This is a genomic window from Nostoc sp. CCY 9925 (assembly GCF_963920935.1).
In the GTDB taxonomy this organism is placed as follows: Bacteria; Cyanobacteriota; Cyanobacteriia; order Cyanobacteriales; family Nostocaceae; genus Nostoc.
In genome coordinates, this window is the sequence record NZ_CAWUDO010000025.1 from 47953 (window position 1) to 61458 (window position 13506).

Sequence of the window (13506 nt, forward strand, 5' to 3'; positions counted from 1 at the left end):
AATTTTTGTTTAGAAATTGGATTGTGGTGCAGTTTTCAAAGTGTCACTCGCTACACTCGCGTTTTAGTTACAGCAGTGATATCTTTTAGTTGTGTGTGAGGAGCAAGTTAAGAATAAAAAGCGTCTGGGGTGGAAACACGGCAACACTCCCAGGCGCTTTTTAGCTTGGTATACATAAAAATATAAAAAATTCCTACCAACTATAGCAAAGTGCTGAGTATAAACCGACTTGCTTCAAGTCTTTGAGCGATCAAGATTGCCTAACCGATACGACTAGGGCTATATAATCGGAGCTTTGCGTAATATCAAGTCCGGTTAATTACTTGTAATTTAAAACTCTCCGTGTCCCCGTGTCTTAGTTTCTCCAGACCTAGATGGTGTACCTTACTAACTTGGAATCTACTGTATATTAGTCTTTGTGCAAAATGGTGTTACCGATAGAAAATAACAAAAATAACGGTAATAATCAGCAGAATATTTAATTTTTTTAATAACCGAATTTTGAAAGTCGATTTTATATAAAGTTGTGTGAAACCTAGAGGTTGGGCGTAGCGTCACTATTTCAGCCAGTAGTTATCGTAAATCGCTCCAGATTGTACATTTCATTTCTGGATAGAGTACTTGAGATAATTAAAACACAAGCCCAAATTCTCAACCCTAAATTGCAATGATGCCCTGCTATAAATTGCCCATATCCCAGATGCACCGTATTGGATTAGCCTTAATGCTGCCAGCTTTTCTCTTAGGAACTTTTGCTTTGCCGAACCAACTGCAAACCGCTACTGCACAAACATCTGGAGAAAATCGCCCTCTGACTATTCGTGCTGATGTGCAAGAATATGACGCCAAAACTCAAGTAATCACGGCTCGTGGCAATGTGCAAATGTCGTATCCTTCTCGCCAGCTTCAGGCAACAGCCGCCCAAGCACAGTACTTTAGTAAAGAACGCCGGATTGATTTTAGTGGCAACGTCTATATTTTGCAACAGGGAGGTAACAGTATTCGGGCAGAGAAGGTAACCTATTTAATTGATGAAGGGCGATTTGTCGCCTTACCCCAACCCAACCGTCAGGTAGAGTCCATCTACATGGTGGAGGAATCAGATAACGCTGGACAAACTGCGACACCTCCCCCACAAACACCGGAATTTAAGCGTTCTAATTAGCATCTACTACTAAGAAAGGCTGTCAACAATGAAAATTGTTTTAGAGAATATTCACAAATCTTACAACAAGCGAGTAATTGTCAATCGTGTCAACCTTTCTGTTGCTCAAGGGGAAGTCGTTGGTTTGCTGGGTCCTAATGGAGCTGGTAAAACGACGACTTTTTACATAGCTACAGGTCTAGAAAAACCCAATCAAGGAAAAGTCTGGCTAGATAATCTCGATATTACAGGAATGCCAATGCACAGAAGGGCACGATTGGGTATTGGCTATCTAGCACAAGAACCAAGTGTTTTTCGTCAACTTTCGGTACAAGATAATATTCTATTGGTGCTGGAGCAAACTAATGTGCCACGATGGGAGTGGTCAAGGCGACTAACAAGTTTACTGCGGGAGTTTCGCTTGGAAAAATTAGCCAATAGCAAAGGGATTCAACTTTCTGGTGGTGAGCGACGCCGGACGGAATTAGCAAGGTCTTTAGCTGCTGGACGAGAAGGGCCAAAGTTTTTATTTTTGGATGAGCCATTTGCGGGAGTCGATCCTATAGCAGTCTCAGAAATTCAGCAAATTGTAGCTCAATTGCGCGATCGCGGTATGGGTATTTTAATTACAGATCATAATGTCCGTGAAACTCTCGCCATCACCGATCGCGGTTACATCATGCGTGAGGGACAAATTCTCGCATTTGGCACTTCTGACGAACTCTACCACAACCCCCTCGTGCGCCAATATTACTTGGGCGATAGTTTTCAAGTCTAAATTAGAAATTACAAGAGAATTCAGAAGTCAGGAGTCAGGGGTGAAAAAATCTTCATATCTAGTTTTGAGGCTGAGATGCCATACTTCATCTAATCACAAACTACTGTATTTAGTTAATATTTTCAAAGAATAGTTTACTTTTTGATTTTTTAGTATGAATTTCTTAGTTAATTTTTAGTTATTGAGAATTGAATTTTGATACTAAACACGATACAGCTAAGGAAGTACAGAATTTAGACACTTTCAAACCAGATATGAAACCTGTTTTTGTCCTGAATTCTGAATTCTTAATTCTGACTCCTACTGTATGCTTTGCTTTACCAGGGTTGCCAATATTTAACTTTTGAAGTTGCTTATGATATCAAAGAAACTCACGTCTTTCTACAATCTATATTCGCTGCTGCCTTTTACGATTATGGATCGTTATCTTGCCAGCGAATTGTTGCCACCGTTTTTCTTTGGTGTCGGAGCTTTCTCTTCAATTGGCGTCACGATTGATGCTGTATTCGATCTAGTTAGAAAAGTTGTCGAATCTGGATTGCCTGTAGGCATTGCCATTCAGGTTTTTTTATTAAAGTTTCCCAACTTTATCGTTTTAGCTTTCCCTATGTCTACACTGCTGGCTACTTTGATGACCTACAGTCGTCTTTCCAGCGAAAGTGAACTAATAGCCTTACGTGGTTGTGGGGTGAGTGTTTATCGTATGGTGCTAACTGGTGTGATGTTAAGTCTTCTGGTTACAGGAATGACATTTGTGTTTAATGAACAAATCGCACCAGCAGCAAATTACCAAGCGGCTATGACTCTGGATAAAGCCCTCAAATCAGACAAGCCAACTTTTAAACAGCAAAATATTTTTTATCCTGAATACCAGGATGTTGTACAGCCAGATGGCTCTAGGAATAGAATCTTGACACGCTTGTTTTACGCCGACCAATTTGATGGTAAGCGTATGACGGGTTTGACAATTATAGATCGTTCAACCAAAGGTCTGAATCAAATTGTAGTATCAGAATCCGCCCAGTGGAATGCTTCTCAAAATGTTTGGGATTTTTATAACGGCACTATCTATTTTGTCGCAGCCGATCGCTCTTACCGCAACATTGTCAGATTTGAACAACAACAACTGCAACTACCCCGCACGGCATTAAGTTTGGCAGAAAAAAGCCGGGATTATGACGAAATGAATATTGCCGAAGGGTTCGATCAATTAGAAGTGGAACGTCTCGGTGGCGATCGCCAAAAAATTCGGAAACTCGAAGTTAGAATTCAACAAAAAATCTCCTTGCCGTTTGTGTGCGTAGTTTTTGGCTTAGTTGGTGCAGCGATGGGAAGCATACCCCAGCGCACCGGCAGAGGCACCAGTTTTGGAATTAGCGTGATAGTTATTTTTTCTTATTACTTAATTTTCTTTATTAGTGGTGCGATCGCACAAGCAGGCGTCTTGTCTCCCTTTATGGGGGCTTGGTTACCCAACTTCGTTTTTTTAGGAATAGGTATATTTTTATTGATGCGAGTCGCTAAACGGTAAATCCTGAGACACAAAGACGCGGTGATACGGGGACGCACAGACGCGGGCACACGGAGACACGGGGACGCGGGGAAGGAGAACACAGAGAGGATATTTGATAATTTCTCCGTATGTCTGCCACTGTTGATTTCTTCTTACTCTCCGCGTCCCCGCGTCTCCTACTCCCCGCGTCCTCTTCTTTACCCACCTCAATCACGGGTGATAATTTCGACATTCTGGTGCATCTGGATTTTCCTTACAATATTTCTCAAAAGTAACTTTAGCTGACACCATACCCTCAGCTTTTTGATGAGCTGCTTCTGCTTGGAGTTCTTCTACCTCATCCCAAGCAGCTGCACAGGCTTTAGAATAAGCACCTTGTTCAGTACAAATAGCACGAGCCTGTTCAATAGCTTTTTGAATTCTCTCCTCTAACAGTAGGACTTTTGGCGCTTCCACAAAGTCGCTTTTGGTCAAAATGTCGGTAATTGAGATGATACCCAACAGCTTACCTTGAATCACAGGCGCTCTATGGATACCAGTATTAGCAAATAATCTTGCTACATATTCCACACCCAAATCGGGGTTTACCACAATACAAGGCTTACTCATAATTTCGTAAACCCGCACTTCCTTTGGATCTTTACCGTAGGCTATTACCTTATAGACAACATCTGTTTCTGTGACAATGCCATAGGCATCATTGTCATAGCGACGATCCACAACCAGCGCCCGCAATCTTTTCTCTTTCATCAGCCCCACCGCTTCAGCAACAGTCGCCGAACCGCGAATGGTAACTACGTTTTTGGTCATGATATCTTCAGCTTTCATCATTGCTGTAGTCTCCTGGAAAATAGTACAGTGCGGCATAGTGCCCTTAGAAGCGTAGCGAAGCATTGCAGCGCACAGTTTGTTAACTAGAAAGTGAAAAGCTTGAATTTTTGCCCAGCTACAACAATAAACTTAGAGCAATTGTCAATTCCTGATGTTATCGAATGTGACCAATGCTTAAAAACTCAGCATCAATTAATGATAATATTCTGTCAAATAAAATCTAGCAGTATTCTCAATAACTCTAAGAATCTAAAAATCAGACTTTGAACTATACTTGACCGAGGGATAGACTACTTACTACGAGCAAAAATACCAAGAGCAAATCCTCAACTATCTCTAATTTGATTTGTACCAATCGTACGGGAGATTGGAATTATTTCCGTATCTGGCGGCATTTTCGGAATAAAATGAGTACTGTAAAACGTTCTGAGTGCCTCCTGACAACACCGCCTGTCAAAACAGGAACATGGTTGACATATGCATCTGCAACCATCGTTTGAAGTGTATCTTCAGTGTTTTTAGTCACAAACTCGTGGCGTATGTGTTCTTCCCACAGAGTAGCTAGTTCAGTTTGGGATTCGTTAAACATCATTGCTTGCGTATTAACTTTTGTGTCTATCTCGGATTTTTATAAAAATAGGGTAAGAACTTAGAGTTTATCTAAAATGGAGGTTCTAAATCTTCGCTCTTTTACACTTTTTTAGATCGATAGCTTTGCCAATTTAGAACTCATATTTAATTTTGAAATACGCGTAGTGGCGTGACAAGGCTAGAATTCTGCATGAATTCCCATAAATAATTATTTTAAATGTGCGAGAAATTGATATGCTAAAGGCCGAGACTAGCTATCATTCAAACCATGCCTGCGCCCACTATCAACCCTACTATCACTGCGTTTCCTTTAACAGCCGTAGTCGGTCAAGAAGCGATTAAATTAGCTTTGCTATTAGCAGCCGTCGATCCGGGGTTGGGGGGAGTGGCGATCGCAGGTCGTCGCGGTACAGCAAAATCTGTGATGGCTCGTGCTATCCACGCTCTACTACCGCCCATTGAAGTTGTCAAAGGCTCAATCAGCAACTGTGACCCCAACCACCCAGAAGAATGGGACGATCAACTTTTGGCGGAATATGCAGATAAAGACATTCAAGATATTCCTGTCGAAATCATTCCTGCGCCTTTTTTGCAAATCCCTCTAGGTATTACAGAAGACCGACTATTAGGTTCTGTAGATGTGGAAAAGTCGGTAAAGCAAGGTGATACGATTTTTCAACCTGGGTTACTCGCTACAGCCAACCGAGGTGTGCTGTATGTGGATGAAATTAATTTATTAGATGACCAAATATCAAATCAGTTACTGACAGTATTATCTGAGGGACGCAACCAAATTGAGCGGGAAGGGATTAGTTTTCAGCATCCGTGTAAATCCTTATTTATTGCCACTTATAACCCAGAAGAGGGAGCATTAAGGGAACATTTACTAGATAGAATTGCGATCGCTCTTTCTGCTGACGGTGTACTCGGCTTAGATCAAAGAGTAGCAGCAGTAGAGCAAGCGATCGCCTACTCCCAATCTCCGCAACAGTTTCTTTTGCAGTACAACGAAGACTTAGACGCCCTGAAAACCCAAATTATCCTGGCGCGGGAATGGCTCAAGGATGTCTGCATTACCCACGAACAAATCGCCTACCTGGTGAATGAAGCCATTCGTGGCGGAGTTCAGGGACATCGCGCCGAGTTATTTGCTGTGCGAGTTGCCAAAGCAGCAGCAGCTTTGGAAGGACGCACAACAGTAAATGCCGAAGATTTACGCCGTGCCGTGGAATTAGTGATTGTACCACGGGCAACAGTCGTGCAAACACCGCCACCAGAACAACCACCGCCACCGCCGCCACCCCCACCTCAAAATCAAGAAGAACCAGACGAATCAGAACAGGAAGAACAAGAAGAACAGGAAGAAAATCAACAGCAAGAACCCCCCAGTATCCCGGAAGAATTCATCTTCGATCCTGAAGGGGTAATTTTGGATGACAGTGTGCTTTATTTTACTCAGATGGCGAAGCGGCAGGGGAAATCTGGTAGTCGCAGCGTCATCTTTTCTGATGACCGAGGACGTTACATTAAGCCAATGTTGCCCAAGGGGAAAGTGCGACGCATTGCCGTAGATGCTACCCTCAGAGCCGCTGCGCCATATCAAAAAGCACGCCGAGAGCGACACCCAGACAGAAAAGTGATTGTCGAACAGGGTGACATTCGCTCGAAACGCTTGGTACGCAAAGCTGGGGCGTTAGTCGTGTTTGTAGTAGATGCTTCTGGCTCAATGGCCTTAAATCGGATGCAGTCGGCAAAAGGCGCAGTGATGCAACTTTTGACAGAAGCTTATCAAAACCGCGACCAAATAGCTTTGATTCCCTTCCGTGGAGAACAGGCGGAAGTATTATTGCCGCCAACGCGTTCCATTGCCTTGGCGCGTAACCGCTTGGAAAGATTGCCCTGTGGTGGCGGTTCGCCCTTAGCGCATGGTTTAACCCAAGCTGTGCGCGTCGGCTTAAATGCCCAAATGAGTGGAGATATTGGGCAAGTAGTCCTTGTAGCAATCACCGATGGACGGGGTAATATTCCTTTGGCGCGTTCTTTAGGTGAACAACTAGAACCAGGAGAAAAGCCAGATATCAAAGCAGAATTGATCGAAATTGCTGCGAGAATTCGTGCTTTGGGGATGCAACTATTAGTAATTGATACGGAGAGTAAATTTGTTTCTACCGGCTTTGCGAAGGAATTAGCCCAAACAGCAGCAGGTAAGTATTATCATTTACCAAAAGCGACAGATCAAGCCATTGCTGCTATGACTAGAGGTGCGATCGCTGATTTAAAATCTCGATAATTAGTCATTAGTCATTAGTCACTTGTTTGTTGCTTTTCTACTAAATACCAATCTAAAAAATTAATTAGATAGATGGATTCACGAAACTCTTTAAGAGAAATAAATTATCAATCCAAAATCTAAAATGGTATAACTACTGACTATTGACTAATAACTACGATCCAGTGGGCATAATTTGTGGTTGTAAATAGCAAATTAAATCTTGAATTCCCTTTTGTAAATACCGCGTTACTGTCATCGGACTAGTGCCGATATTCTTAGCAGCATCCTTGCGAGAAAGTTCCTTCAAAAATACCATTTCAACTGCCATTCGGGGTTTTTCTTCTAACATATTGATTGCCCCTTGGAGTTGTTGCCGTTCTTCGTCTAGTTGTTGTTGGGCAGTAGAACGAGGGCAAGGAAGTGCTTCACCCAAGGTGATTTGGCAATCAACATAGTTAACTGCGGTGGCATCTAAACTTAAAGGCAAACGGTTTTGAGCAGCTAACTTGGTTTCTTGCCATTCTTGCAGAGAGACCCGAAGTTCTTTAGCAATTTCAGCATCTTTGGGAGCACGACCCAAAGACATAGCCAATTCTTTGCGAATTTTTTGTCCTTCGTTATAGAGTTCTTGCCAACGACGAGGAATCTTTAATAGAGTACTGCGATCGCGTAGAAAGTGCAGCATCTCACCGCGAATATATGGTACAGCAAAAGAACTAAAAGCATATCCTTGACTGGGGTCAAAACGCTCAATCGCTCTAATTAAACCAAAATAACCAATTTGTTCTAAATCTTCATAAGGTTCATTACATTGATGGCTAAATTTATGAGCCATCTTCCGCACTAAGCCAGTATGTAATTGTACAAGTTTATTACGAAGTTTTATAGATGGATTCTGGTGGTACAAGTGTAATAATTCTATACCATCAGTTCGTAGAGAGGACTCACTTGCTGCCATATAAATTCCTTTGTTGTAACTCCTATTTCATGACAAAATGGAGTTGCGTATATCTTATTCAAGGCTGTAATTATTTTCGTTAGCCAAGGCTGAATAAGCCATCGTCGTTTCACTGAACTTATCAGGGGTCACACTCCACAATTCAGTAGATGTACGCATGATTTTGCTACTCGATCTCTGGCTGCTTATTTTTATGTGCCAAGTAACAATTAAATCGCCGGTAATCCTTAGCTTTTGCTAAAAAACTAGCTATTTATGCTGAAAGATGCATTAGTGACCCAATATTCATCTGTCATACTGAGTACAACGCGGATCGGTACTAGATTAATCCTGAAAGAAACTGGGCAATCTGATTTTTTTAGTTAGGTATGGATATAGCAATACGGTTCGGTTAAAGGGAAAAGGAAAAAGGGGAAAGGTTTTGAATACATCCTTTACCCCTTACCCCTTAACCTTTTCCCAGGTCTGATTCAAACTTTTGGCAAGACACTTGGCGCTGATATAACCTTCAAAATTGCAGAACTGTGCCAGAAATGCGTAAGCTTAACAGTTGGCACAAAGGCAATTTACCTTGGCTGTTAGCCGTAAATATTGGTAACAATGGAAATAAATAGGACATTTGACTGAAAAAACTCACTATGAGCAATACCAGCAACTTTCGTCAAGCTTTCCGTGAAGCTAAAACTCAAGCCCTTATCGGCCCAAATGTAATTGCCAAAGCCCTTCCTTACGTCGGCGGTGGTCTTGTGCTAACCGCATTGGGGACATACGGCGGTCTGGGAGTTATCCGTACTAATCCCCAGCTGTTCTTTCCCACTTTCATAGGTGCAGTCATTGTAGAGTTAATTCTGTTCTTTGTTGCCCAAAATGTTGCCGAAAAAGGTAACAAGGGGCTTGCATTGCCCTTGTTGGCAACCTACAGCCTCTTATCTGGGTATACACTCAGTGGCTTGGTGTTTGTCGCTTTGGGACAAAAAGGTGTTGGCATTCAAGGTATTGGTTTAGCTGCACTCAGTTGTGGCATCACATTTATTGCTGCCCGTCAAATAGGTTCAAATCTATCTGAACAAGACGGTATGGCTTTGACGAAAACCATCAATCTCGGCATCATTGCCTTGGTGGTTGTGTGTCTTGCCCAATTTGGATTTGCCTTATTTGGTGTTTACACGCCAAATTGGTTAGAAATCGCTATTTCCGGTTTAGGAGTGTTCCTTTTTGTTGGGGCATCTGTTGTCGATTTCTACATCTTGCCCCGCACTTACAGCGATGACCAGTATCTGCCTGTAGCTTTATCGATGTACCTTACTTACATCAATTTGTTTGTCTTTATCCTGCGGTTGCTAATTGCGATAAATGGCCGCGATTAATCGTTTGTAGGCACTAGTACAAAAGTCAAGTTTTTAAAGTAAAACCGTGGTTGCTAAAAATTCAACTACGGTTTTTTCATCTGTTTCCCAGTAGAATATGTAGATAAGTTGAGATGAAAGTGAGCAAAACTATGCTCGAACTCTTAAATATCAAAAGTGAAGTAGAAAGATTGTCGAATATCTTGGGCAAACCACAGGATTGTCTTTGACCTGCGATATTTAACTGGAATAATTCACAACCTAAATCAGCTAATCGCTAAAACGGCTTTTTGGGAAAATACAGCTACTGCTCATCAGACATCTAAAAAAATTGAATACCTGATATCTAGAAGGCAGGAACAATATCAGCGATCGCTCTCTATTTTACAAGATATCGAGGCTGCCATAGAACTTTTGGAATCATCAGTTGACGAACAATTACTCCAAGAGATTCAAATTAACTTAACTCAACTTCAACCAGAAATCGAAACACCAGAAATAAGGCAGTTATTGTCTAATCCTTACAATTCATCCGGAGCATTAGTAACTATTACTACTAAAGTTGGTGACATAGAAACCCAAAATTGGGCATCTATGTTGTTCCGAATGTACTATTTATGGGGATTAAGTCACCTACATCAGGTATGTCCGCTAGACATTAATGATACGGATAAAGGTAGCATTAGTTATGCCCTAGAAATTAGAGGGCGTTATGCCTATGGCTGACTAAAATCAGAACAAGGAACTCATACAAAAATAGTGCGGATTTCTCCCGTTTGTGGCAATGGCAGGCGATATACTTGGCCAGCCACTGTAGAAGTCAGCCCGATTCTGGATCGGTCTATGGACTTTGAGATTCCAGAAAGAGATTTGGAAATTACTCTGCCACGCTCACAAGGCAATGTCAACCGTCCACAAACATGGGTGCGGGTGATTCACATTCCTACCGGGATTAGTGTATTTTGCGACCAAGAGCGCCGTCAGATAGAGAACAAAGAGAAAGGTTTAGCTATTATCAAGAGTAAACTGTTGGCGATGTCTACGACGGGCTACGCCTACGCTCTAGCTCAGGGTGTCCAGCTTCACGAAATTCAACCCCGACAAATAGAATCTTTATCCAAAAAGCTCATCCGGGAATATATTTTACATCCTTACCAAAAAGTAAAGGATCTGCGTACCAAAGTTGAAACAACTGCTGTGACAGATGTTTTGGAGGGTGAAATCGATTTGTTTCTCAAAGCCTCCATACAACAGCAAAGAACCTCTGGTTAGTTTCAAGTAATTTTTGTCACTTATATTGAGCCGCGTCAAGAGAATTTGCCCAACTACAGCTAAAATCAATAAAGACGAGTAAAATAAAGAGCAATTTCCAAATCCAAAGCGCTCTATTCCTAGATTCAGCAAGCACTATGGAAGTTTTAGAACTCAAACGCGAAATCGAAACGTTGTCTAGCCGCCTGGGTAAAACCCAGGACTATCTTTGACGTACCTGCACTGACAGCTAAAATTCAAGACCTAGAACAAATATCTGCTCAGCCAGAATTTTGGGATGATCAAACCCAAGCCCAACAAACACTACAAGAACTCAACGACTTAAAAGCCCACATCGAGCAATACGATCGCTGGCACGCCAATCTGGAAGATACTAAGGCAGTTGTTGAGTTGTTGGAGTTAGAAACCGACGAGGCACTACTCCAAGAAGCAGAATCTACCATCACTAAACTAAATCGTGACCTGGATCAGTGGGAGTTACAACAGTTACTTTCTGGCCCATACGATGCTGAGGGTGCTGTACTGACGATTACTGCTGGTGCTGGTGGCACAGATGCCCAAGACTGGGCATTTATGTTGATGCGGATGTACACCCGTTGGGGCGAAGCTCACGGCTACAAGGTGACTTTAGCTGAAGAGTCGGAAGGTGATGAAGCCGGAATTAAATCGGCAACCTTAGAAATTACTGGTCGCTATGCTTATGGTTACTTGCGTTCAGAAATGGGTACACATCGCTTAGTGCGAATTTCCCCCTTCAATGCCAACGGCAAGCGACAAACCAGTTTTGCAGGGGTGGAAGTAATGCCGCAGATTGATAACTCTGTACAACTAGATATTCCTGATAAAGATTTGGAAATCACCACAACTCGTTCTGGTGGCAAAGGTGGGCAAAACGTCAACAAAGTAGAAACTGCGGTGCGAATTGTTCACCTTCCGACCGGAATTGCAGTGCGCTGTACAGAAGAGCGATCGCAGCTGCAAAATAAAGAAAAAGCCCTCGCTCGACTCAAGGCAAAGCTACTCGTCATTGCCCAAGAACAACGCGCCCAAGAAATTGCCCAAATTCGTGGCGATATGGTGGAAGCCTCTTGGGGTAACCAAATCCGTAACTATGTGTTTCATCCTTACCAAATGGTGAAAGATTTACGCACAAATACGGAAACAACAGGGATTACAGATGTAATGAATGGCGAACTTGATACATTCATCCAAGCTTATCTGCGCCAAGAAAATAAACTAGTAGAAAATACTCCTGCATAATTGGGCATTAGCTATAGGTACTAAGTAATTATTTTTACTATTACTTAGTACCTATTATTTTTTTAGTATTTTGAGATTGCAGCGATGGGCTACGCCCCGCCTTTGGCGATCGCAATCCCATAGCAGACCCAACTGTTACAGTAATAGAAGAATCGGCCATCGAACTAACTATGAGTAACTCTCCTTCATCAGAACCTCAACCCAGCTACGTAAAACTCGCCATGCGAAATATGGTGCGTAAGGGTGGAACTTCCCTGAAACATTTTGCGTTAACAACTATAGGACTTTTAGCCGTCCTCATTGGCCTTGCCTATCTAACTCACTAACAAAAAACCGTGAACTCAGACTAGGAGAGTGCGTAGCTTTGGGAGTTGAATTGTATGTAGAAGATTATTTTTACGAGTTGTCCCTGACAAACTCGGTAAATCTTGGCGAAACCTATGCCCAAATTACTCCTGAAACTTGGGAGAAGTGGTTTAATAACTGGTTAGAAATACTTCAGCCTGATATTCCACCAGCACCAGGTTATGAGATTGGGCTGCGTTTGACAGATGACTCGCAAATTCAAGAACTCAATGCCCAATATCGTCAACAAAATAAGCCCACAGATGTTTTAGCTTTTGCTGCTTTGGAGGTAGATTTTCCTCACAGCGAAGAAATGCTTGCCTCTGTACCACTATATTTAGGCGATATTATTGTGTCTGTGGATACCGCACAACGTCAAGCCCAACAGCAGGGACACAGTTTAACAACCGAGATGGTCTGGTTAACTGCTCACGGTTTGTTGCATCTATTGGGATGGGATCATCCTGACGAAGAAAGTTTGGAGCGAATGTTAGAACAGCAAGTAAAATTGCTGAATGCAGTAGGTATTCCTATTGACAAAGACTAGCACAATTAGTCACGCCTTAGTGTTAATTTTGGGTAATACTTTTATAATACCTCTATGGAAAATTGCTGAAATATAGACTCAAAGTTAATTACGCTATAAATATCGGCCAAAATTCCCACTGTAGTAACTGTGTTTTTATATATTTTAAGTCTATGTCCCAAAAAATTTCTCCATCGCCAACGCCTACCTCGTTACAAAAAATTGTGACCAACGAACGGGAATTTTCGTGGAAGGTTGCTTCTAATTTATTTGTTAGTTTTAAGTATGCCTGGGCTGGAATCACCTATAGTTTTCAAACTCAACGTAATTTTCGGATTCACACCAGTGTTTGTGCAATGGCGATCGCTTTAAGCGTATATTTACATCTGCGACCAGTAGAAATAGCAGTAATTGGTATCACTAGTGGTTTAGTTTTGGCATTAGAGTTACTCAATACAGCGATCGAGTCCATTGTAGACTTAACAGTTAAGCAGACTTACCACGAGCTGGCAAAAGTCGCCAAGGATTGTGCTGCTGGTGCAGTGCTGGTTTCGGCTTTGGTAGCGGTGCTGGTAGCTGCTACATTGTTGCTTCCTCCTCTGGTAGCGTTAATTATATCGAGTTTGTAGATGTGATGTGCGTAGGCTAGCAAACACCGCAGGCATCGCCA

The 13506-nt window shown here is 42.2% G+C and carries 14 protein-coding genes; 11 read left to right on the forward strand and 3 right to left on the reverse strand.

What is annotated here, in order from left to right; genetic code table 11:
• Positions 1–667 precede the first annotated feature (667 nt).
• The 3 genes from ACM0OY_RS15355 (at position 668) to ACM0OY_RS15365 (ending at position 3453) form a co-directional block, all read left to right on the forward strand.
• Positions 668–1165: an LptA/OstA family protein gene (locus ACM0OY_RS15355; RefSeq protein WP_414569702.1), complete on the forward strand. Its 498-nt coding sequence runs from the start codon at positions 668–670 to the stop codon at positions 1163–1165.
• Positions 1166–1193: 28 nt separating this feature from the next.
• Positions 1194–1922, forward strand: coding sequence for an LPS export ABC transporter ATP-binding protein (gene lptB, locus ACM0OY_RS15360; RefSeq protein ID WP_414569703.1), 729 nt, complete (start codon positions 1194–1196; stop codon positions 1920–1922).
• Positions 1923–2337: 415 nt separating this feature from the next.
• Positions 2338–3453, forward strand: a complete 1116-nt coding sequence (locus tag ACM0OY_RS15365; RefSeq protein ID WP_414569704.1) for an LptF/LptG family permease — start codon at positions 2338–2340, stop codon at positions 3451–3453.
• Between the two features lie 192 nt (positions 3454–3645).
• Here ACM0OY_RS15365 and ACM0OY_RS15370 read toward each other — a convergent pair whose 3' ends face one another.
• The gene (locus tag ACM0OY_RS15370; RefSeq protein WP_414569705.1) at positions 3646–4266 is read right to left on the reverse strand and encodes a CP12 domain-containing protein; all 621 of its coding nucleotides are present in this window, start codon (positions 4264–4266) and stop codon (positions 3646–3648) included.
• A gap of 373 nt (positions 4267–4639) precedes the next feature.
• Positions 4640–4858, reverse strand: coding sequence for a hypothetical protein (locus tag ACM0OY_RS15375; protein WP_414569706.1), 219 nt, complete (start codon positions 4856–4858; stop codon positions 4640–4642).
• A 267-nt stretch (positions 4859–5125) separates the two neighbouring features.
• Between ACM0OY_RS15375 and bchD the strand changes: the two genes are divergently transcribed.
• Entirely contained in the window at positions 5126–7147 is a 2022-nt protein-coding gene (gene bchD / locus ACM0OY_RS15380) for a magnesium chelatase ATPase subunit D (RefSeq protein ID WP_414569707.1), read from the forward strand.
• 154 nt (positions 7148–7301) lie between these two features.
• Here bchD and ACM0OY_RS15385 read toward each other — a convergent pair whose 3' ends face one another.
• On the reverse strand, positions 7302–8087 hold the full coding sequence (locus ACM0OY_RS15385; RefSeq protein WP_414569708.1) for an RNA polymerase sigma factor SigF: 786 nt from the start codon (positions 8085–8087) through the stop codon (positions 7302–7304).
• 638 nt (positions 8088–8725) lie between these two features.
• Here ACM0OY_RS15385 and ACM0OY_RS15390 point away from each other — a divergent pair.
• From ACM0OY_RS15390 to ACM0OY_RS15420, 7 genes are all read left to right on the forward strand, one after another.
• Positions 8726–9454, forward strand: coding sequence for a Bax inhibitor-1 family protein (locus ACM0OY_RS15390; protein WP_414569709.1), 729 nt, complete (start codon positions 8726–8728; stop codon positions 9452–9454).
• 231 nt (positions 9455–9685) lie between these two features.
• Positions 9686–10159, forward strand: coding sequence for a PCRF domain-containing protein (locus ACM0OY_RS15395; RefSeq protein WP_414569740.1), 474 nt, complete (start codon positions 9686–9688; stop codon positions 10157–10159).
• Positions 10160–10192: 33 nt separating this feature from the next.
• A complete protein-coding gene (locus ACM0OY_RS15400) occupies positions 10193–10705 on the forward strand; it encodes a peptide chain release factor-like protein (protein WP_414569711.1) in 513 nt (170 codons plus the stop codon).
• Between the two features lie 137 nt (positions 10706–10842).
• Positions 10843–11965 (forward strand): peptide chain release factor 2 gene (prfB, locus tag ACM0OY_RS15405; protein WP_414569712.1). Its coding sequence is split into 2 segments (ribosomal slippage): positions 10843–10914 and positions 10916–11965, totalling 1122 coding nucleotides; the frame shifts between segments, so codons are not numbered across the junction.
• Between the two features lie 170 nt (positions 11966–12135).
• Positions 12136–12291: a DUF3285 domain-containing protein gene (locus tag ACM0OY_RS15410; RefSeq protein ID WP_099070512.1), complete on the forward strand. Its 156-nt coding sequence runs from the start codon at positions 12136–12138 to the stop codon at positions 12289–12291.
• A gap of 38 nt (positions 12292–12329) precedes the next feature.
• A complete protein-coding gene (gene ybeY, locus ACM0OY_RS15415) occupies positions 12330–12857 on the forward strand; it encodes an rRNA maturation RNase YbeY (RefSeq protein ID WP_414569713.1) in 528 nt (175 codons plus the stop codon).
• 152 nt (positions 12858–13009) lie between these two features.
• Positions 13010–13465, forward strand: coding sequence for a diacylglycerol kinase family protein (locus ACM0OY_RS15420; protein ID WP_414569714.1), 456 nt, complete (start codon positions 13010–13012; stop codon positions 13463–13465).
• The last annotated feature ends 41 nt before the right edge of the window (positions 13466–13506 follow it).

Bases quoted from the DNA above. Each gene is read 5' to 3' on its own strand.
- ACM0OY_RS15355 (WP_414569702.1), top strand. From the start codon at position 668: ATGATGCCCTGCTATAAATTGCCCATATCCCAGATGCACCGTATTGGA.
- ACM0OY_RS15365 (WP_414569704.1), top strand. From the start codon at position 2,338: ATGGATCGTTATCTTGCCAGCGAATTGTTGCCACCGTTTTTCTTTGGT.
- ACM0OY_RS15375 (WP_414569706.1), bottom strand. From the start codon at position 4,858: ATGATGTTTAACGAATCCCAAACTGAACTAGCTACTCTGTGGGAAGAA.
- ACM0OY_RS15390 (WP_414569709.1), top strand. From the start codon at position 8,726: ATGAGCAATACCAGCAACTTTCGTCAAGCTTTCCGTGAAGCTAAAACT.
- lptB (WP_414569703.1), top strand. From the start codon at position 1,194: ATGAAAATTGTTTTAGAGAATATTCACAAATCTTACAACAAGCGAGTA.
- ACM0OY_RS15410 (WP_099070512.1), top strand. From the start codon at position 12,136: ATGAGTAACTCTCCTTCATCAGAACCTCAACCCAGCTACGTAAAACTC.
- bchD (WP_414569707.1), top strand. From the start codon at position 5,126: ATGCCTGCGCCCACTATCAACCCTACTATCACTGCGTTTCCTTTAACA.
- ACM0OY_RS15420 (WP_414569714.1), top strand. From the start codon at position 13,010: ATGTCCCAAAAAATTTCTCCATCGCCAACGCCTACCTCGTTACAAAAA.
- ACM0OY_RS15385 (WP_414569708.1), bottom strand. From the start codon at position 8,087: ATGGCAGCAAGTGAGTCCTCTCTACGAACTGATGGTATAGAATTATTA.
- ACM0OY_RS15370 (WP_414569705.1), bottom strand. From the start codon at position 4,266: ATGATGAAAGCTGAAGATATCATGACCAAAAACGTAGTTACCATTCGC.